The sequence below is a fragment of the Paenibacillus sp. GCM10023250 genome (assembly GCF_042653205.1).
Lineage (GTDB): Bacteria > Bacillota > Bacilli > Paenibacillales > Paenibacillaceae > Paenibacillus_Z.
Genome location: NZ_JBHSHY010000003.1, coordinates 171,523 through 190,139, shown reverse-complemented (window position 1 = coordinate 190,139; position 18,617 = coordinate 171,523). Strand labels below are relative to the sequence as shown.

Genomic DNA, 18,617 nt, shown 5'->3' with positions numbered 1-18,617 from the left:
CCGCCCCACTAACGGGGCGGCTTTCCGAAACCGGCTACTCCTCCGAGGGTGGAGCCGGCGGGTAACGCTTCTCGAATTCTTTCAGGCCGGCGACGTATGCCTCGATCTGCTCCGGCGTCATCTGGCGCGACTCGAACAGCTCGCCGGAGCGGGTTTCCGCCAGCAGTCGTTCGAGCCACGCTTTCTCAGTCTCGCCGAATTGGACAAAGCCTTCGATCATGAGCAAGGAGCTGCGCGGGATGATACCGCCCTTCAGCTCCAGGACGGCCTTCATCCGGGCGATGCGGGCTTCGCAGGCGTCGAGCTGCTTGAGAACAAGCGCCTCGATGGTGCCCGGGTCGCCGTGCCGGACGAACGGCATGGCCAGAAACAGCGGATGCTGCGGGTACGACGTTAGCTTGAACTGTTCGTTCAGCAGCAGGTAGAACGCTTCGCGCCCCTTGTCCGTAATGCGGTAGATCGTCTTGTCGGGCCGGTTCTCGCCGGGCACCGTGACGACTTCCGCCGCCTCGATCAGGCCGTCCTGCCGGAGCTGGTCGACCGCGTAATAGAGCGAGCCGTCCCGCAGCTTGAAGCTTTCGTTCCAGTTGCGCAGCTTGATGGTCTGACGGATCTCGTAAGGATGCCGATCATGCTCCATAAGCAGCCCTAATATCATGAGCCTCATGGACATGGCGGTTTATCCTCCGTGATATGACGGTTCCGGCTTGCCGGCTTCGCCGCCGGCCGGCTGGCCCGGCTTGACCGGCGCGCCTTGCTGGCCGCCGCGGTTCACTTCGAGGCGCGCGCGGCCCATCAGGAGCACGAAGACGATCGCGACGGCCGGCAGAAGCACCGACCATTGGAAGATCGCGATGACGGAATGCGCGAATTCGCTCAAGAGGTTGTTCACGATATCGGCCGGCAGGCCCATCTGCCGCTGCACGTCCGGGTCGAGCAGCGCCTGGCCGCCCTTGATCTGCTCCGCCAGCTGCGGGCTCAGGTTCGGCGTATCGGCGATGTTCGATTGGAACGCGGACTTCTGGATCGCGCCGAATACGGCGATGCCGAGCGCGGAGCCGATCGTCCGGAAGAACGTGATGAGCGATGAGGACGTGCCCTTGTACTGCGGCGGCACGGCGTTCAGCGTCGAGATGTTCAGCAGCGAGAACGAGACGCCGATGCCGAGGCCGACGACGATCATGAAGAGCGAGATGACGAGCCGGCTCGTGGACGTGTCCATGGCGAAGCCGAGCAGCGCCGTGCCGACGATGAGCGTCAGCGCCGATACCAGCATGACGTCGCGGTAACGGAATTTGTTCACGACGCGGCCGCCGACCTGGCTGCTCGCGACGACGCCGAGCATCATCGGGATCATGACGGTGCTCGTCTGCGTGGCCGTCTTATGGAAGACGCCCTGGATGAAGAGCGGGATGTACGACGCGGCCGCGATCATGACGGCGCCGTACAGCAGGCTGATTGCCATGCTGCTCGTGACGATTTTGTCCTTGAATAGGTCGAGCTTGATGATCGGATCCTTCGACTTCAATTCGACGAACAGGAAGGCAGCCAGGAAGAACGCGGACGCGACGAAGAGCAGAATCGTCTTGGCGGCGCTCCACGCCCAGCCGTCCGTGCCGCCGAGCTCGAGGCCGAACATGAGGAACAGGACGAACGCCGCCAGCATGATCGCGCCGAGCCAGTCGATCGACTGCTTGCGCTTGTTTTTGCTCTCGTGGTACGCGTTCAGGATGAACAGCAGCGACAGAATGCCGAGCGGCACGTTGATGTAGAAAATCCAGCGCCAGCTGATGTTATCGGTGATGACGCCGCCCAGGATCGGGCCGAACACGCTCGAGATGCCGAAGACGGCGCCGAAGAGGCCCATCATTTTGCCGCGCTTCTCGGCCGGGAACAGGTCGAAAATGATCGTGAAGACGATCGGCATGAGCGCGCCGCCGCCGATCCCCTGGATCGCGCGGTAGATGATGAGCTGCTCCATGTTCTGCGCCGTGCCGCATAGAACGGAGCCCAGCATGAACAAAATAAGACCGGTCAGGAAAAACGTCTTCCGTCCGAACATATCGGACAGCTTGCCGAAAATCGGCGTCGCGACGACCATCGCAATCATGTAGGCGGAGTAAACCCAAATGAATTTGTCGAGTCCTCCGAGCTGCTTGATGATGGTGCCCATGGCGGTCGAGACGATCGTCTGGTCGAGCGCCGTAATGAATAAACCGAGCATCAGTCCCGCGATGACGAGCTTGACGTTGCTGCGATTAGCGTCCAAATAATTCATTCCTTTCGTCTAATCTACTCAAATTTGATTACCCTTTAGTATTATACTCAAATTTGAGTGGGTATCAACCTAAATTTCCGTAAACACTGACAGGGTTCGTTCCGCGGCGTTCCCGCAGGCCGTCCGCGGGCACAAAAAAAGCCCGGCCGCCTGCCGGAAGCAGGGACCGGGCGTTACGCGAATGCGCCGGCGAAGACATCGTCATTCGCCGATAAGATAAGGCTTCGGGTCAGCCTTCGTTCTCGACGACGCGGGCAACCGGTCTGCCGCAGGTCCGGCATTTGCCGGTCAGCAGCAGGGCGTACTTCTCCTCGCGGATGCTGTAATCCACGATCTCGACCGCGCCGCCGCAATTGCCGCAGAAGACGTTGCGCACCAGCTTGTCCCGGTACGATTGCGGGATCGCCTTCCATAGCTGCAGCGCTTTGAAGGAGGTAATGTTTTCGGGTTGGCTCATCGTCTCTCCACTCCTCGTTCGTCTAGTTATACCGTTCTCCCGAGAGAAGCGGCGGGACCGGTCAAAACAGCAGCGACAACCATTCCTGACGGTCCACCGGACCGAAGTAGACGGTCAAGTCCACGTCCTTCAGCGCCTCCGCGATTGCGGCGGCTTCGTACTTGACGCCGGCCAGCTTGTCCGTCACGTCGGACACTTCGCCCGTACCGAAGAAGTCGCCGTAGACGGACGCTTCGGCGATGACGCCGCCCTCCACGAACAGCCGCACGTCGTACGTGCCCGCGGACAAGCGCTTCGTTTGGCGCACGTTGAACTGTGGCGAGCGGCCGTAGTTCCAGTCCCAGCTGCGGTACCGCTCGTCGGCCAGCTTGCGCACGCCGGCCAGGTCGGCCTCCGTCAGCTTGTACTCCGGCACGGCGGATTCGCCGCCGAAGATCGACGCCAGGATGAACGCGCGGAATTCCGCCATCGTCATCGGCGTCTTTAGGAATTCCGTGATGTTGGCGACGCGGCTGCGGACGGATTTGGTTGCCTTGGATTCGAACTTCGCCGGGTTGACGTTCAGCGCCGAGACGATCGCATCCACCTCGGAATCGAACAGCAGCGTGCCGTGGCTGAACATGACGCCTTTGGAGGCGAACTGGGCGTTACCGGAAATTTTGCGTTCGCCGACCTGCAGGTCGTTGCGCCCCGACAGCTCCGCGTCGACGCCGAGCTTACGCAGCGCGGCCACGACCGGCTCCGTGAACTTGCGGAAGTTGTGGAACGACTTGCCGTCGTCCTTGGTGATGAAGCTGAAGTTCAAATTGCCGAGATCGTGATAGACGGCGCCGCCGCCGGAGAGGCGGCGGACGACGTGAATGCCGTTCCGTTCGACGTAGTCGGCGTTCACTTCCTCGGCGGTATTCTGGTTCTTGCCGATAATAATGGACGGCTCATTAATGTAAAAAAGCAAAAAGTCCTGCTCGCCCGCGAGATTGCGCAGCGCGTATTCCTCGAGGGCCAGATTCCAGGACGGGTCGTGGCAGTCACCGTTGTCGATGAAGAGCATGATCGTTCCTCCAATTGTGTCCGGATAGCCTGCGGATTAGGGGTATGAAATCGGCCTAGTCCGGCCGGCTGGGCCGGGCTTCGCCCGCTTGTCCGGCCGGTCGGCGTCCGTTACGGCTTCGGTTGCGTGAACATCCTCTTCTATTATACCGCCGCGAGGCAAACAGGAACAGCCCGGCGAAGCCGCCGGGCCGTTCTTGGGATGCGTCAATTTTTAGTAAAGCCGATGCGCCGCCGCGCCGGGCGGATAGTCGAATCCGCTGCTGCGCCGCGGCTGCTGTTGCTTCGCCGGTTCAGCGGATCGGATAATCCACGACGACGACGTTGTCGAGCACGCCGCCGAGCCCCTGCACGAAATCCTGGTGCACGGGATGCGGGCCGTAAGCGCGAAGCGCTTCTAGGCTCTCGAACGTGACGCGCAGGCCGAGGGTGTAGCCGCGGATATTGTCCGTCTCCTCCGTGACGTTCAAGCCGGCCGAGATGTCGACGATGCCGGGAATCCGGCCTTTGAACGCCAGCAGCTTGGCCAGCAGCTCCGATTCGCGCTCCGGGGTGATCGCTTCGTTGAATTTGAAGATGACGAGATGCTCGTACATGGGCAAGGCACGCTCCTCTACTGGAATCGGCCGCGCGGGCCGTCTACGAAGAGCATTATATCATCCCATCGCTGTTTTGCCGACGGCCGCCGCGTCCGCGTCCTCGAATGCCTTCGGATCGTTGACCCACGGCGTGATTCCGAGCAGCATTTTGCGCATGTTCGTCACCGCCGCGGCTTTCAGCGCCTCGGAGGGCTCGTAGCCCGGCCACGTGCGCAGGCAGGACTGGGCGTAGTTGTAGATGAGCGAGCGGCGGGTAACGTCCGAGACGTTGCTGAGCGCCGAATGGTACGTGTACGCGTTGAAGAGGACGGCAGTGCCGGCCTTGACGTTCATCCGGACGTGGCCGGGCATGTCCTCGGGCTTCTCCGCCGACGGCAGCTCGTCGTTGCGCATCCGGTTGCTGCCCGGCAGGAACGCGAGGCAGCCGCCGTCGTACGGCACGTCGGAGAGAAAATAAAATACCTTGACCATGAATGGCACCGGCTTCTCGTTCATGACGATCTGCGTGGAGGAATCCCGGTGCCACGACGTATGCGCGAGCTTGCCCGGCGGCTTCAGCATCGCCTCATTATCAATCATGACGAAGGAATCGCCGAGCAGATCCCGCAGCATGTTCATCATGCGCGGATGCTCCATCAGCCGCACGAACGGCTCGCCGTGCTCGATAATGCCGCAGATCTGCCGCACGTAGTTCAGCGCGCCCGTCGCCGGATTCTCAGCGCCCGAAGCTTCGAACCGCGCGAACGCCCCGTCGACCTCGGCGTTGTACGCGTCCGTCTCCTCGCGGCTCAAGAAATTCTCCACGACCAGATACCCGTCCCGTTCCCACATCGATTGCTGTTCTTCGGTCAATCCATGCAATGTCATCGTCCATGCCCTCCCGCAGCGGAATGCTTGATTTGATTCCAGTGTACGACGAAGGCGAGGGCAAGAAAAGAAACGCGATTGCCGAATACCCACCATAAATTGCGGTCTTTGCGGACGGCGCGAAGCGGCGGTCGGAAGCGCCGGTCAGAAGCGCCGCAGGCTCTTGCGGAAATCCCGGGGCGAAGCCTTCTCGATCCGTAGGAAGGCGTGCAGGAAGGCGTTATAGCTGGCGAAGCCGCTTTGCTGGCCCGTTTCGCCGACGGACAGAGAGGTATTGGCGAGGAGCCGTTTGGCGTGATGAACCCGCTTCAGCAGCACGTATTCCTTCGGCGTCACGCCGTACTGCTTCTTGAATTGGCGGATGAAATGGTACAGGCTGAGCGCCGCGACGGACGCCACTTCCGCGACGTCCTCCACCTCCAGATAATGCGCGTCGATATGCGCCTTCGCCCGCTTCAGCGCTTCGGGCTCCGCGCCGTGGCCGGCTTGCGGCGACGCGCCGAGCTCCTGCTTCAGCCGGCAGACCTCGAGCAGCAGCTCGTAGAGGCGGACGGACTGGGTCAGTTCGCACGCGGCGTCCTCGTCCGCCATCGCGCCGATCAGCTCCGCGAGCAGGCGCTGCACGGGATTCGTGCGCGGCGGCAGCGACTGCAGGACGACGAACGAGGCGCCGCCGAACAGCTTCGGCCAGTAATGCTCCATGTCCGCGCCGTCGAACACGAGATAATCCATCTCGAACGGATCCTCGTTCTCCGTGCGGTAGGCGTGAGGCAGGCGCATGTCGTGCAGGACGCAGTCGCCTTCGACGATATCGATCCACCGGTTGGCGTGCTTGAACGCGCCCTTGCCTTTCGTGACGAGCATGATTTCGTAGGCGGGGTAATAGTCCCGGGTGTAGAGGAACGCCCCTTTCGGCGCGTCGAAGCCGCCGATCAGGCCGTAGAGCAGCCGGCTTCGGGCGAATTCGCCCGGCGTGCTGACATGTTGGAAGGTTTCCATCGGACGGTTCCTTTCGCTTCGCTTCCGTTGCTTGTTCTTCTATTATAGTACAGCGCCGGCACCGTGGGGCGATCGGCGGACTTCAGGGGGAACGGGGGAGGGATTTTTGCGGATTTCCCCGTATAGGAATAGGCATTGCAGACATTTAACGGTATAATACCCGATAGGAAACCCAAAATATCTGTATAAGGAGTACTCACATGGCAAAAACATTGATTTTCGGACACAAGAACCCGGATACGGACACGATCTGCTCGGCCATTGCCTACGCGGACCTCAAGACGAAGCTCGGCCACGACGTGGAAGCGGTTCGCCTCGGCGAGGTGAACGGCGAGACGCAATTCGCGCTGGACAAGTTCCAATCGGCCGCGCCGCGTCTGGTCGAGACGGTCGCGAACGAAGCGGAAACCGTCATCCTGGTTGACCATAACGAACGCCAGCAAAGCGCGAGCGACATCGAGCAGGTGCGCGTCGTCGAAGTCATCGACCACCACCGCATCGCGAACTTCGAGACGGCGCATCCGCTGTACTACCGCTGCGAGCCGGTCGGCTGCACGGCGACGATCCTGAATAAGCTGTACAAAGAAAACGGCATCGTGATCGAGCCGAACGTCGCGGGCCTGATGCTTTCCGCCATCGTCTCCGATTCCCTGCTGTTCAAATCGCCGACCTGCACGCCGGAAGACGTGGCGGCGGCGCGCGAGCTCGCGGCCATCGCGGGCGTGGATGCGGACGTCTACGGCCTCGACATGCTGAAGGCCGGCGCGGACCTGAGCCAGAAGACGATCGCGCAGCTGATCTCCCTCGACGCCAAGGAATTCTCCATGGGCGGCAGCAAGGTCGAGATCGCGCAAGTGAACGCGGTCGACGTGAACGACGTGCTCTCGCGTCAGGCGGAAGTCGAATCGGCGTTGAACCAGATCATCGCGGACAAAGGCCTCGACCTGTTCGTATTCGTCGTGACGGACATCCTGAACAACGATTCCGTCGCCATCGCGCTCGGCAGCAAGGCCGCCGCGGTCGAAGACGCGTACGGCGTGAAGCTCGACGCCAACAAAGCGGTGCTGAAAGGCGTCGTCTCCCGCAAATCGCAAATCGTTCCGGTGCTGACCGAAACGCTCAGCAAATAAGCCGATACGCCCCGCGTATCCCAGGCGCCCCGCTCGGCCGAACGGCCGGGCGGGGCTTTTTGCCGTCGATGCGGTCAACCGCTTCCCATCCAGGATGCCCGCAAAACGGCAAACACCCGGGGCCGCCCGGTCAACGCGAGGTTGACCGGGGCGAGCCTCCGGGTGTTCGGGCGCGCGCCGCGGCTTCGGGATCCGAAGCGCTTGGCCCGCGTTAAGGCAAGTTCCGTCCCAGCGCGGCCGTGTACAGCCGGTACCAGTCCTCGCGCGCGAGCCGCAGCGTCGCCGCGTCCTTGCAGGCGCGGATCCGCTCGGGATTGACCGTGCCGATGACCGGCTGGATGCCGGCCGGGTGCGTCATGAGCCACGCGAGCACGACGGCTTCCTTCGTCGTGTCCAGCCGCTCGGCCAGCTCGGCGACGAGCTTCGCGGTCGCGGCGACGGATTCGCTTTGCCCCTCGAGCGAGCGGCCGGAATAGACGCCCTGCGCGAGCGGCCCCCACGATTGCAGCTGGATGTTCTCGAGCCGCATGTATTCCATCGAGCCTTCCGGGAACACGTTGTCGCGCGCCGTCTCTTGATTGACGGTGATCGCGGTGTCGAGGAACCCGTGCTTGCGCAGGCTCATCTCCAGCTGGTTCACGATGAACGGTTCGCCGCTATACGCAGACAGCAGGCGGATCTGGCCTTGGCTCATGTTGGAGACGCCGAAGTGGCGTACCTTGCCCGACGCCTTCAGCCGCTCGATCGCGCGCGCCACCTCTTCGGGATCGACGAGCGGATCCGGACGGTGCAGCAGCAGGATGTCGAGGTAGTCCGTGCCCAGCCGCTCCAGGATGCCGTCGACGCTGCGCACGATATGCCCTTCCGTGAAGTCGAACCGGTGCGGGCCTTCCTCGTCCGCGAAGCGGATGCCGCATTTGGATTGCAGGAGGATCTCGCCGCGCAGCGACGGGCGTTCCTTCAGCAGCTGGCCGAAGACGCGCTCCGCCTTGCCGGCGGCGTAGATGTCCGCGTGGTCGAACATGTTGATGCCGATCTCGAGCGCGGCGTCCAGCGCCTCGCGGCCTTGTTGATAGTGTTCGGCGGTAATCGCCGACCGGGCGTTCCAGTCGCCGCCGAGGCGCATGCAGCCGAGCACGAGCTGGCTGGCGGGAATGCCGCGGGTTTGCAGCGGAATCGATTTCGTCGTCATAGGGTCCTCCGATGTGGTATGGTGGATTTAATAGTTCTTGCCCATTATGCTGCAGGGCGCGGCGAATGAACAGTACTGAAAATAGGGTTATGTAATGAGCCGCGGTATACCTACTGAGGCCGAGTATAGCGGTCCGAAGAGAAGGAGGAATCACCTTGATCGATAAGCAGACCGCTGAACGATTCGTGCAAGCCCGCTTCGGCGGCCGCGCCCGTTCGCTCGCGCCGCTCGCGTCGGGCGACTGGTCGAGCGCCTATGCGCTCGTGCTCGACGGCCGCGACACGGTCATCCGCTTCGGCGCCTACCGGGCCGACTTCGAGAAGGACCGTGTTATGGGCGCGTATGCGACGGCCGAGCTGCCGATTCCGCGAGTGCTCGAACTCGGCGAGACGGAGAGCGGCTATTACGCCGTCTCCGAGCGGGTCCGGGGCACGAAGCATCTCGACGAGCTGGACGGACCGGAACTGGCGCGAGCGCTGCCGCCGCTGCTCGACGGGCTCTTCGAGCTGCAGCGGGCGGATCTCGCCGGCACGCGAGCGGCGGGGCTTTGGCGCCCGGAGGGGGAGGGGCCGAGCTGGGGCGAGGAGCTGCTGGCGGTGACCGGACCGCGGGAACGGCTGCCGGGCTGGCGCGGCAAGCTGGACGCCTCGCCGGAGGAGGCGGCCGTCTTCGACGCCGGCGCGGCGAAGCTGCGCGAGCTGGCGCCGCGGCTGCCGGAATGCCGGGGACTCGTGCATAACGACCTGCTGCACCGCAACGTGCTGGTCGACGGCGGGCGGGTAACCGGCGTGTTCGATTGGGGGAACGCGTTCTGGGGCGATCCGCTCTACGACCAGGCGCTGTTTCTGTATTGGCAGCCTTGGTTTCCGCATTGGCGCGGCCTCGACCTGCCGGCGCTGCTGGACCGCCACCGGGAGAAGCACGGGGGGCCGCCGCCGCGGACGGAGGAGCGGCTGCTCGCCTGCCTGCTCCACATCGGGCTCGACCATATCGCCTACTGCGCGTTTCGCGGACGCGCCGAGGATATGCGGCGCAACGCCGAACAAGTGTCGGGCTACCTGTAGGCAAGTCCGCCTTGCCCGCACGACCGATTCGCGCCTGCGGCCGATTACTCGCACTACCGCGTTACCCGCACACCCGCTTCGCAGGCCGAAGCGGGTTTTTTGCGTTTCCGTAAAGCGGCCGGCATGAACACTGGGATAACATACCGGGACTATCATGGGAAGAACTGGCCCGTTCCGCGGCAATGCGTGGGAGCGGCCGCCGATAAGATCGATTGGAAAGATGAGGTTGAAAGGGATACGAAAAAATGGTACAAACGACTGCTGTTTTCCCACTTCGTCATCTTATTCATCGCCGTCGCGGTCATCAGCGGGGCTGTCTATGCCGTGACATACGCCAACGCGGCCGCGGATATGGAGAAGTCGAACCAGGCGTACGCGGAGCGCGTCCTAGACGGCATGACGTCCTCCCTCAAGGCCATCGAGCTCATGCTCGCCAATCAACTCGTCAACAACGAAGCGATCGAAGGGTTCTTCAACGACCCCGCCGGCGGCTCCAAGCTGGCCGCCTACAAAGCGTCGGGTCAAATCGCCAAGATTCGCAGCAACCCGCTGATTCACTCGGTGTACTTCTACCGGGAGCGGGACCGGATGGTGCTGACCGGCGGCTACAGGCAGACGCTGGACGATTTTCCGGACAAGCCGTTCGTGCTCGAATCGGACGGGAAGCCGCGGGCGGATCAATGGTCGGCGGTACGAACCTACAGCGAATTCCCGCTGATCGACCCGCCCGAGCGGGTCATCTCGCTCGTGAAGAGCGCGCCCCATAATCAGGGGCTCGTCGTGCTGAACGTGAAGGCGGATGCGCTGCTCGCCTCCGCCGCGAAGCTGAGAAGCGGCACGCCCAACTACATGGATATCGCCGACGGCAAGGGGCAGCCGCTCTATTCGACCGGACCCTCCGCGGCCGTGAGGAGCGGGACGCTGACCCGCCTGGATTCCGACTATATCGGCTGGCGCTTCATGAGCGGCGCGGCCGGCGTGAACTTGGCCGCCGAAGCCGCCCGCCGCGCGTTGCTGCCGCTCGCGGTCATTCTTCCGGGACTCCTGGCCATCGTCGTCTTCATCCTCTTCACCACCCGCCGCAATTACCGGCCGATCGAGCGGATGGTGAGCCGGTTCTCGTCGTACGGCGGCGCGCGCGGCACGGCGGCCGGCGACGAGTTCTCGATCATCGAGAGCGCCTTCGATACGATGCTGAGCCGCATGGCGCTCATCGACCGGCAGCAGGCTGAGAAAAACGCGCTTGCCGCGCGCGGCCGGCTGTTCGCGGAGCTGCAGGACGGCGAGCAGGAGCTGTCCGCGGAGGATTGGGACGAGTACGCCCGTCTGCTCGAGTGGCCGGAGGATCCCCGCGGGCTCGCGGTCGCGGTCGCGGAGATCGACAAGTACGTGCCGCGGCTGCGGCAGGACCGCCAGGCGCTGCAGGACGGCAAGCGGCGGCTCGAAGCGGAGGCGCTTCGGGCCTCGCATGGAGCGGCCTGCGTCCTCGGCATGGAATGGATCTCCGGCGACCGGTTGGCGATCTTGATCCGAGAGGCGCCGTCTCCGTCAGGCGAAGCCTCTCCGGCCCGCGGCTTGCTAGGCGAGCTGCGGACGCGAGCCGGGCGCGAGCTGCCGTTCACGGTCACGATCGGCTTCGGCTCTGCGGCGGCGGACGTTCCCGGCATTCAGGCCTCCTTCTGCGAGGCGCTTTCGGCGCTGCAGTACAAGATGACCGCGGGGAACGACCGGCTGCTCCTCTTCCGGGAGATCCGGGACCGGGAGCACCGCATCGAAGCGAACTGCTTCCGCTGGCTGGAGGACATGGTCCATCATTTCCGGATCCCGTCGCCGGCGTGGGAGGCTGATTTCGCCCGGATCTTCGATCACCTGGAGAAGCGGGTGCTGCGCAACGAAGAGCTGCAGCTGCTGCTGAACTACCTGACCCACCGGTTCGCCCGGGAGATGGAGGAGATCTCGCCGGACATTAACGAATATTGGCACGGCGTCACCATGCCGAGCATGGCCGAAGCACTCCGGGAGACGGGGACGATGCGGGAAATCCGGGAACGCTACGAGGCGCTGCTGCGGGAGCTGTACGGGCGCTATGCCGCGATTCTGGAAGCCGGCAGCCCGTTTCACGTGATCTTCGACATCAAAACGTATATCGAAGCGAACTTCGCGAATCCCGACCTGTCCTTGAATCACATCAGCGAACGGTTCGGCATCAGCGGGAAATACGTCAGCCAGCTGTTCAAAGAGCGGTTCGATATCAAATTCGTCGACTTCCTGATCGGGCTGCGAATCCGGCGCGCGCAGGAGCTGCTGCTGGAGACGGAGAGCTCCATTCATGAGATCGCCCGCCAAGTCGGCTACGAGCATGCCATCTCCTTCGGCCGCATCTTCAAGAAAACGGTCGGCGTCTCGCCGGGCGATTACCGCCGGCAGATGCTGCGCGGAAGCATCGGCCACGAGTGCTGAACTGCCCCTCATCGCCCGATAACCGCCGGAAACGGCGGGTTTTCGACCTTTCGTATAACGGCCGAAAAAGGTTGATCCCGCCCCGGCGGCGGCCGCGGAGCCGAATCAGGCGTTTGGTATGGCGGGCGGAAACGTGTAAATTGCCGCTCATCGCGCCTGCCGCTACACTCGGGGTGCAGTCCAAACTACGTTAGCGAGGTGTGTGGAGGTTTATGAGAAGGAAAGCACGCGGTTCCATGCTGGCGCTCGTCGCGGCGGCGCTGCTGGCGGCGGGATGTTCGCAGTCGAAGAACGAGGACGGCGGCAGCGCCGCATCCGCGCCCGCCGGCGGTACGGCGGAGCGGGTCACGCTGAAAGTCGGCATCTTCGACCGGGGAAATTCGCCCGCGGGCGTCACGGTCACGGACAACTATTGGACGCAGTACGTGCAGAAGAACTTCGGCGACCCGAACAACATTAAAGTAGAGTTCGTGCCGATTCCGCGCACCGACGCTACCGACAAGGTGAACGTCATGATGTCGAGCGGCGACGCGCCGGATATCGTGTTCGCCAACACGAACGTGCTGACCTCGTACGGCTATGCCAAGGACGGCGGGCTGCTGCCGCTCGACGATCTGCTCGCCCAATACGGCCCGAATCTGAAGACGTATCTGGCTTCCACGCTCGACCGCGGCAAGGTGGACGGCGTGCAGTATTCGCTCCCGGGGCTGCGCGTCAACACGGGCAAGTACGAGAACCTCATCCGCAAGGACTGGCTGGACAAGCTGAACCTGCCGATGCCGCAGACGACGGACGAGGTGTACCAGACGCTGAAGGCGTTCAAGGACAAGGATCCCGGCCAGACCGGCGGCAAGGTCATCCCGCTCGGCTTCTCGCTGACGCCTGCCTCCATCGAGCCGATCGTCTGGTCGTTCATCCAGGACGGCCTGACCGACGAGCAGCGCTACACACAGTCGCAAAGCTTGGGCTACCCCTTGCTGCTGCCCGGCCACAAGGACGCGGTCCGGTTCCTGAACAAGCTGTACGCCGAAGGGCTGATGAGCCCGGACTTCTCCCTCGACAAGGACGAGAAGCAGTTGTTCCAGGACGTCATGACGGGCAAAGTCGGGATGTACAGCGACAACCTCGGCAACAGCTACAACGACACGCCGGGTATCGCGAAGGTGCTGGCGCAGAACGTGCCGGGCGCCGACCTCGCGCCGGTCGATCCGTACACCAACGACGCCGGCAAGCATATCAAGCCGGAGTACGATCCGACGGGCTTCTTCCTCATGGTGCCGGCCGCGAGCAAGCGCGGCGCGGAAGCGGTCAAGTACCTCGACTGGATGGCGCGGAAGGAGGTGCTGTTCACGATCATGAACGGCATCGAAGGCGAGGATTACTCGCTCGTGAACGGACTGCCGCAGCGCAGCGGCTCCGACGAGACGAGCAAGCGGATGTACAACGCGAACGACATCGCCATGATTACGCAAGGCGAGGATTTCGGCAGCGACGAGAAGAACTGGGAGGCGGCCGCGGCCTCGGTGCCCGAACCGTTCCGGCAGCACGTGATCGACGCGTACCGCATGTCGCTGACGGACACGGTCAACTACGCGAACTTCACGACCCCGATCGAGGCCGAGACGAAGTACATGCCGACGCTGCAGGACAAATACGACGAACTGATCGTCAAGAGCATTATGGCGAAGCCCGCCGATTTCGACAAGACGTACGACGACCTGCTGAAGGATTACATGGCAAGCGGCGGCGACGAGATCGTCAAGGAGCGCACGGAAGCGTTCAAGAGCTTGAATAAGCAGAGGTGAACGGCGTGTCCAACAAACGGCTCTATTTCATTCGGAATTGGCAGCTGTACGCGCTGCTGGTCCTGCCGCTCGCCTACTTCCTGATCTTCAAGTATGGTCCGATGTACGGCATTCTCATCGCGTTCCAGGATTATAATCTGTTCAAAGGCATATCGGGCAGTCCCTGGGTCGGACTTGACGTCTTCCGGGAAATCTTCGGCATGAGCGGCTTCTATGAGGCGCTGCGGAACACGTTCCTGCTGAACCTGCTCGACCTGCTCGTCTCCTTCCCGGCGCCGATCGTGCTGGCGCTGCTGCTGAACGAGCTGGCCGGCCGGCGGTTCAAGAAATTCGCGCAGACCGCGCTGTACCTGCCGCACTTCCTGTCCTGGGTCATCATCGGCGGGATGATGTACCAGGTGTTCGCGACCAATTCGGGCATCGTCAACGAGCTGCTCGGACGGCTGGGCGTCGCGCCGATCCCGTTTCTAACCGACAAGTACGACTGGCTCGTCACCTATCTGGCCGTCGGCGTCTGGCAGAGCGCGGGCTGGGGCACGATCGTGTACCTGGCCGCTATCGCCGGCGTCAACACCGAGCTGTACGAAGCCGCCGCCGTGGACGGTGCGGGACGGCTGCGCCGGATCTGGTCCGTGACGCTGCCCGGCATCCGGCCGACGATCGTCGTCCTGCTCGTGCTGAAGATCGGGGAGCTTGTCCAGATCGGCTTCGACCGGCCCTTCGTCCTCGGCAACGTGAGCGTCCGAGACTTCTCGGAGGTCATCAGCACCTTCGTGTACAAGACGGGCATCCAGACGGCGCAGTTCTCGACGGCCACGGCGGTCGGCCTCTTCCAGGCGGCCGTCGGCATCGTGCTGCTGCTGGGCTCGAATTATCTCGCCAAAAAAATAACCGAGAACGGAGTTTTCTGACGATGGCCGAGAACGCGCGACGGATGGCGGGCCGAAGCGGCGGAGGCCGGCTGTTCGAGACAATCAATGCCGTGCTGATCGCCGCGCTCGTCGTCCTGTGCCTAGCTCCCTTGCTGCATATCGCCTCCATGTCGCTCAGCTCGAACCGCGCCATTCTGTCCGGCGACGTGACGATCCTGCCGCTCGGCTGGAACGTCGACGCTTACCGGATCGTCTTCCAGGACGATACGATGCTCCGGGCGCTGCTGGTGTCGGTCGTGCTGACCGTCAGCTACACCTGCCTGGCGATGCTGCTGACGATCGCGGCCGCCTATCCGCTGTCGAAGCGGCTGGCCGGCAAGAAGATCGTCATGTTCCTGATCCTGTTCACGATGTTTTTCAGCGGAGGCACGATTCCCGATTACTTGCTCATTCGGAGCCTGCACCTGACGAATCACATCGGCTCGCTGATCTTGCCGGCGATTATTAATCCGTTCTTCCTGATTATTCTGATCACGTTCCTCCGCTCGCTGCCGGAAGGCTTGTCGGAGGCGGCAGAGATGGACGGCAGCAGCCATGTTCGCACCTTGACGCGGATCGTGCTGCCGCTCTCGCTGCCGGCCTTGGCAACGCTCAGCTTGTTCTATGCCGTCGGCCGGTGGAACGGCTTCATGGACGCGCTGATGTACATCACGGACCCGAAGCTGTACCCCATCCAGCTCAAGCTGTACCAGGTCGTCATGAACAGCATGACCAACGACCCGCTGTCGATGCAGGGCGACCAGCTCGTCGCGATCATGCCGGAGAGCATCAAGGCGGCGAGCATCATGTTCGCCACGGTCCCGATCCTGATCGTGTACCCGTGGCTGCAAAAATATTTTATCTCCGGCGCGATGCTGGGCTCCGTCAAGGAGTAGCGGCGCGCCATGAATACGGACGCATTCTCGGACTTCACACGACAACGCGCGCGGCCGCGCGCGGATCGCAAACAAACGAACCGCATGGAAAGGATGAAGCAAACCATGAACAATTGGAACGCCGACTGGATTGCAACCTATGCCCCCTATCTGTATTTCGACCGTAACGAGCCGTTCTTCCCCGTTCGCGTGGGCATTACCGTACTGGAGGCTTCCGGGCCGTCTCCGTCGACGCGCCGCCATTTCGAGTTCAACGACCCGAATCTGCAGTGCATCATCGAATACGCGATCTACTGGGATTACGACATTCAGCATCTGTACGAGCTGGAGCATGTGTGGGTGTACGTCGGCCGGGACGGCGAGGTGCTGGACTGCGACGCCAGCTTCCACGGCGTCCATTTCAAAGGGCTGATGCGCGACCGCAGCAATCTCGTCGACGGCACGCACGTCAAGCTGTACTCCCAGCCGGGCAAGCACGCGTTCATGCCGGATGCCGAGATGTTCTACCTGCTGCCTGACCTGATGGTCGCCACGGACGAGACCGCCGGCCGGCGGGGGCTGCTCGTCACCGGTCCGTTCGACGGCGTCTATTCGACCGATGATGAGACCAACCGGCTCGTGGAGCGGTACTTGAAGACGTTCAGCTTCAAGCCGTCGATGGAGTTCGAGGAGTACCGCATCGACCCGGCGCTGTACACGACGTGGGCGGAGCTGCATCGGGAGGTTCCGCTGCGCATTCAGGACCGCTTGGCGGAAATTAGAGCAGCCCTGCGGGAGGAGGATTCGTCCCATGCGTGATCACTTGAAAGTCGGCATCGTCGGCTGCGGCTCGATCGCAAACGGCAAGCATCTGCCGTCGCTGAGCAAGCTGCCGCATGTCGAGCTGTGCGCGTTTGCCGACATCGTGCCCGAGCGGGCGGAGCGGGCTGCGCAGCAGTTCGGCGCGCCCGGCGCTCGCGTCTACGCGGATTATCGCGAGCTGCTGCTGGACGGCTCGATCGACGTCGTCCACGTCTGCACGCCGAACGACGCCCACGCCGAGGTGTCGATCGCGGCAATGGAAGCCGGCAAGCACGTCATGTGCGAGAAGCCGATGGCGAAGACGGCAGCCGACGCCCGCCGCATGGCGGAGACGGCCCGGCGCACGGGCCGGAAGCTGACAATCGGCTATAACAACCGGTTCCGCCCGGACAGCCAGTTCATGAAGCAGGCTTGCGCAAACGGCGACTTGGGCGAGATTTATTTCGCCAAGGCGCACGCGCTGCGCCGGCGGGGCGTGCCGACGTGGGGCGTCTTCCTGGATCAAGAGAAGCAGGGCGGTGGCCCGCTGATCGACATCGGCACGCACGCGCTCGACCTGACGCTGTGGCTGATGGACAACTACGAGCCGCGCGCCGTGCTCGGCACGTCGTACCGCAAGCTGGCGCCGCGCAAGGACGCGGCCAACGCCAGCGGCTCCTGGGACCCGGAGAAGTTCACCGTCGAGGACGCGGCGTTCGGCATGGTCGTGATGAAGAACGGCGCGACGGTAATGCTGGAGTCGAGCTGGGCGATCAACATGGTCGACACGCTGGAAGCCCGCTATACGCTGTGCGGAACCGAGGGCGGCGCGGACGTGAAGGACCGGCTGCGCTTGAACGGCGAGAAGTACGGACGGCTGTACGAGAACGAAGTCAAATTCGACGTCAAGGGCGCCGACTTCTTCACAGGGCGCAAGGAGAGCATGCACGACCGGGAGATCCGGCTGTGGATCGAAGCCGTCATGAACGACACGCAGCCGGTCGTCACGCCGGAGCAGGCGTGCGTCGTGTCGGAGATCATCGAAGCCGTTTACGAATCGAACCGGACCGGACGCGCGGTGTATTTCGACTGAGCGGACGGCAGGATGGAAAGGAACGAGTCCGATGCTTAGGATCGCGATATTGAGCTTCTGGCATGTCCATGCCAAGGATTACGCGCTGCAGGCGGAGCGGCATCCGGATACGGAGGTCGCGGCGGTATGGGACGAGAATCCGGCGCGCGGCCGGACGGAGGCGGAGGCGCGCGGCGTCCCGTATTACGCCGAGCTGGACGAGCTGCTGGCGCGGCCGGATATCGACGCCGTCATCGTAACGGCGCCGACGGCGATGCACCGCGCCGTCATCGGGGCCGCGGCCCGGGCGGGCAAGCATATTTTCACGGAGAAGGTGCTGGCGCCGACCGTCCGGGAATGCCGCGAGCTGCTGGCGGACGTTCACGCGTCCGGCGTTCAGCTGACGGTCTCGCTGCCTCGGTTGAATACCTCCTTCGCGCAGGCGGCGCAGGAGGTCGTCCGGCAAGGGCTGCTCGGCAGGCTGACGCAGGTGCGCGCGCGGCTGGCCCATAAAGGCGCCTTGTCGGCGGACGGGCTGCCGGAGCATTTCTACCGCCTGACCGAAAGCGCGGGCGGGGCGATGATCGATCTCGGCTGCCATCCGATGGTGCTCGCGCGCCTGCTGCTCGGCATGCCGGAGAGCGTCTCCTCCAGCTACGGCTACGTGACCGGCCGGGAAGCGGAGGACAACGCGGCGGTCATGCTGCGCTATGCGGACGGAGCGATCGGCATCGTGGAAGCCGGCTTCGTCAATCCGCTGTCGCCGTTTACGCTGGAAGCACACGGCACCGAGGGGAGCCTGAGCTATTCGCTTCACACCCGCAAGCTGATCGTCGCCAGCTTGGCGAACGGCGACAATCCGGTCGCCGAGTGGCCGCTGCCGGAGGCGCTGCCGTCCGATTTCGAGCAGTGGACGGCACGGATCGGCGGGAGCGGGCTCGAAGCGGGCGCGCGCAATCTCGAGCTGGCGCTCGATCTGACCCGGCTGATGGAGGCGTCCAATCGGTCGGCCCGCACGGGCCGGGCAGTCCGGCTGGACGAGCTGGAGTAAGAGGCT

General features: G+C 63.3%; 17 protein-coding genes. 9 read left to right on the top strand and 8 right to left on the bottom strand.

Annotated elements, in window-relative coordinates:
- Positions 1–34: 34 nt before the first annotated feature.
- The 7 genes from ACFPB1_RS05375 to ACFPB1_RS05345 form a co-directional block, all read right to left on the bottom strand.
- Positions 35–673: a PadR family transcriptional regulator gene (locus ACFPB1_RS05375; RefSeq protein ID WP_379222704.1), complete on the bottom strand. Its 639-nt coding sequence runs from the start codon at positions 671–673 to the stop codon at positions 35–37.
- A gap of 6 nt (positions 674–679) precedes the next feature.
- Entirely contained in the window at positions 680–2,278 is a 1,599-nt protein-coding gene (locus ACFPB1_RS05370; protein WP_379222701.1) for an MDR family MFS transporter, read from the bottom strand.
- 229 nt (positions 2,279–2,507) lie between these two features.
- Positions 2,508–2,735: a hypothetical protein gene (locus tag ACFPB1_RS05365; RefSeq protein WP_379222699.1), complete on the bottom strand. Its 228-nt coding sequence runs from the start codon at positions 2,733–2,735 to the stop codon at positions 2,508–2,510.
- 61 nt (positions 2,736–2,796) lie between these two features.
- The gene (locus tag ACFPB1_RS05360) at positions 2,797–3,786 is read right to left on the bottom strand and encodes a lipoate--protein ligase (protein WP_379222697.1); all 990 of its coding nucleotides are present in this window, start codon (positions 3,784–3,786) and stop codon (positions 2,797–2,799) included.
- A gap of 292 nt (positions 3,787–4,078) precedes the next feature.
- Complete coding sequence (locus ACFPB1_RS05355) at positions 4,079–4,381, bottom strand: Dabb family protein (RefSeq protein WP_379222695.1); 303 nt, start codon at positions 4,379–4,381, stop codon at positions 4,079–4,081.
- Positions 4,382–4,441: 60 nt separating this feature from the next.
- The gene (locus ACFPB1_RS05350) at positions 4,442–5,251 is read right to left on the bottom strand and encodes a phytanoyl-CoA dioxygenase family protein (protein WP_379222693.1); all 810 of its coding nucleotides are present in this window, start codon (positions 5,249–5,251) and stop codon (positions 4,442–4,444) included.
- Between the two features lie 144 nt (positions 5,252–5,395).
- Positions 5,396–6,250 (bottom strand): helix-turn-helix domain-containing protein, encoded by an 855-nt coding sequence (locus ACFPB1_RS05345; RefSeq protein ID WP_379222690.1) that lies wholly within the window; start codon positions 6,248–6,250, stop codon positions 5,396–5,398.
- A 200-nt stretch (positions 6,251–6,450) separates the two neighbouring features.
- Between ACFPB1_RS05345 and ACFPB1_RS05340 the strand changes: the two genes are divergently transcribed.
- A complete protein-coding gene (locus tag ACFPB1_RS05340) occupies positions 6,451–7,380 on the top strand; it encodes a manganese-dependent inorganic pyrophosphatase (protein WP_379222688.1) in 930 nt (309 codons plus the stop codon).
- A gap of 211 nt (positions 7,381–7,591) precedes the next feature.
- Here ACFPB1_RS05340 and ACFPB1_RS05335 read toward each other — a convergent pair whose 3' ends face one another.
- Positions 7,592–8,572 (bottom strand): aldo/keto reductase, encoded by a 981-nt coding sequence (locus tag ACFPB1_RS05335; RefSeq protein WP_379222686.1) that lies wholly within the window; start codon positions 8,570–8,572, stop codon positions 7,592–7,594.
- A 155-nt stretch (positions 8,573–8,727) separates the two neighbouring features.
- Between ACFPB1_RS05335 and ACFPB1_RS05330 the strand changes: the two genes are divergently transcribed.
- The 8 genes from ACFPB1_RS05330 (at position 8,728) to ACFPB1_RS05295 (ending at position 18,611) form a co-directional block, all read left to right on the top strand.
- Positions 8,728–9,636 (top strand): phosphotransferase family protein, encoded by a 909-nt coding sequence (locus tag ACFPB1_RS05330; RefSeq protein WP_379222684.1) that lies wholly within the window; start codon positions 8,728–8,730, stop codon positions 9,634–9,636.
- Between the two features lie 123 nt (positions 9,637–9,759).
- A complete protein-coding gene (locus ACFPB1_RS05325) occupies positions 9,760–12,096 on the top strand; it encodes a helix-turn-helix domain-containing protein (protein WP_379222682.1) in 2,337 nt (778 codons plus the stop codon).
- A gap of 212 nt (positions 12,097–12,308) precedes the next feature.
- The gene (locus ACFPB1_RS05320) at positions 12,309–13,901 is read left to right on the top strand and encodes an extracellular solute-binding protein (protein ID WP_379222680.1); all 1,593 of its coding nucleotides are present in this window, start codon (positions 12,309–12,311) and stop codon (positions 13,899–13,901) included.
- 5 nt (positions 13,902–13,906) lie between these two features.
- Positions 13,907–14,812, top strand: a complete 906-nt coding sequence (locus ACFPB1_RS05315) for an ABC transporter permease (protein WP_379222678.1) — start codon at positions 13,907–13,909, stop codon at positions 14,810–14,812.
- A 2-nt stretch (positions 14,813–14,814) separates the two neighbouring features.
- Positions 14,815–15,708: a carbohydrate ABC transporter permease gene (locus ACFPB1_RS05310; RefSeq protein ID WP_379222676.1), complete on the top strand. Its 894-nt coding sequence runs from the start codon at positions 14,815–14,817 to the stop codon at positions 15,706–15,708.
- 105 nt (positions 15,709–15,813) lie between these two features.
- Complete coding sequence (locus tag ACFPB1_RS05305) at positions 15,814–16,506, top strand: hypothetical protein (protein ID WP_379222671.1); 693 nt, start codon at positions 15,814–15,816, stop codon at positions 16,504–16,506.
- Positions 16,499–17,581 (top strand): Gfo/Idh/MocA family protein, encoded by a 1,083-nt coding sequence (locus ACFPB1_RS05300; protein WP_379222669.1) that lies wholly within the window; start codon positions 16,499–16,501, stop codon positions 17,579–17,581. Before ACFPB1_RS05305 ends, ACFPB1_RS05300 begins: the two co-directional genes overlap by 8 nt.
- Positions 17,582–17,612: 31 nt before the next feature.
- Complete coding sequence (locus tag ACFPB1_RS05295) at positions 17,613–18,611, top strand: Gfo/Idh/MocA family protein (RefSeq protein ID WP_379222667.1); 999 nt, start codon at positions 17,613–17,615, stop codon at positions 18,609–18,611.
- Positions 18,612–18,617: the final 6 nt, after the last annotated feature.

Coding starts and splice junctions, on each gene's coding strand:
- ACFPB1_RS05300 (WP_379222669.1), top strand. CDS start 16,499: ATGCGTGATCACTTGAAAGTCGGCATCGTCGGCTGCGGCTCGATCGCA.
- ACFPB1_RS05375 (WP_379222704.1), bottom strand. CDS start 673: ATGTCCATGAGGCTCATGATATTAGGGCTGCTTATGGAGCATGATCGG.
- ACFPB1_RS05365 (WP_379222699.1), bottom strand. CDS start 2,735: ATGAGCCAACCCGAAAACATTACCTCCTTCAAAGCGCTGCAGCTATGG.
- ACFPB1_RS05295 (WP_379222667.1), top strand. CDS start 17,613: ATGCTTAGGATCGCGATATTGAGCTTCTGGCATGTCCATGCCAAGGAT.
- ACFPB1_RS05340 (WP_379222688.1), top strand. CDS start 6,451: ATGGCAAAAACATTGATTTTCGGACACAAGAACCCGGATACGGACACG.
- ACFPB1_RS05335 (WP_379222686.1), bottom strand. CDS start 8,572: ATGACGACGAAATCGATTCCGCTGCAAACCCGCGGCATTCCCGCCAGC.
- ACFPB1_RS05305 (WP_379222671.1), top strand. CDS start 15,814: ATGAACAATTGGAACGCCGACTGGATTGCAACCTATGCCCCCTATCTG.
- ACFPB1_RS05370 (WP_379222701.1), bottom strand. CDS start 2,278: ATGAATTATTTGGACGCTAATCGCAGCAACGTCAAGCTCGTCATCGCG.
- ACFPB1_RS05310 (WP_379222676.1), top strand. CDS start 14,815: ATGGCCGAGAACGCGCGACGGATGGCGGGCCGAAGCGGCGGAGGCCGG.
- ACFPB1_RS05325 (WP_379222682.1), top strand. CDS start 9,760: ATGAACACTGGGATAACATACCGGGACTATCATGGGAAGAACTGGCCC.
- ACFPB1_RS05350 (WP_379222693.1), bottom strand. CDS start 5,251: ATGACATTGCATGGATTGACCGAAGAACAGCAATCGATGTGGGAACGG.
- ACFPB1_RS05360 (WP_379222697.1), bottom strand. CDS start 3,786: ATGCTCTTCATCGACAACGGTGACTGCCACGACCCGTCCTGGAATCTG.
- ACFPB1_RS05345 (WP_379222690.1), bottom strand. CDS start 6,250: ATGGAAACCTTCCAACATGTCAGCACGCCGGGCGAATTCGCCCGAAGC.
- ACFPB1_RS05355 (WP_379222695.1), bottom strand. CDS start 4,381: ATGTACGAGCATCTCGTCATCTTCAAATTCAACGAAGCGATCACCCCG.
- ACFPB1_RS05320 (WP_379222680.1), top strand. CDS start 12,309: ATGAGAAGGAAAGCACGCGGTTCCATGCTGGCGCTCGTCGCGGCGGCG.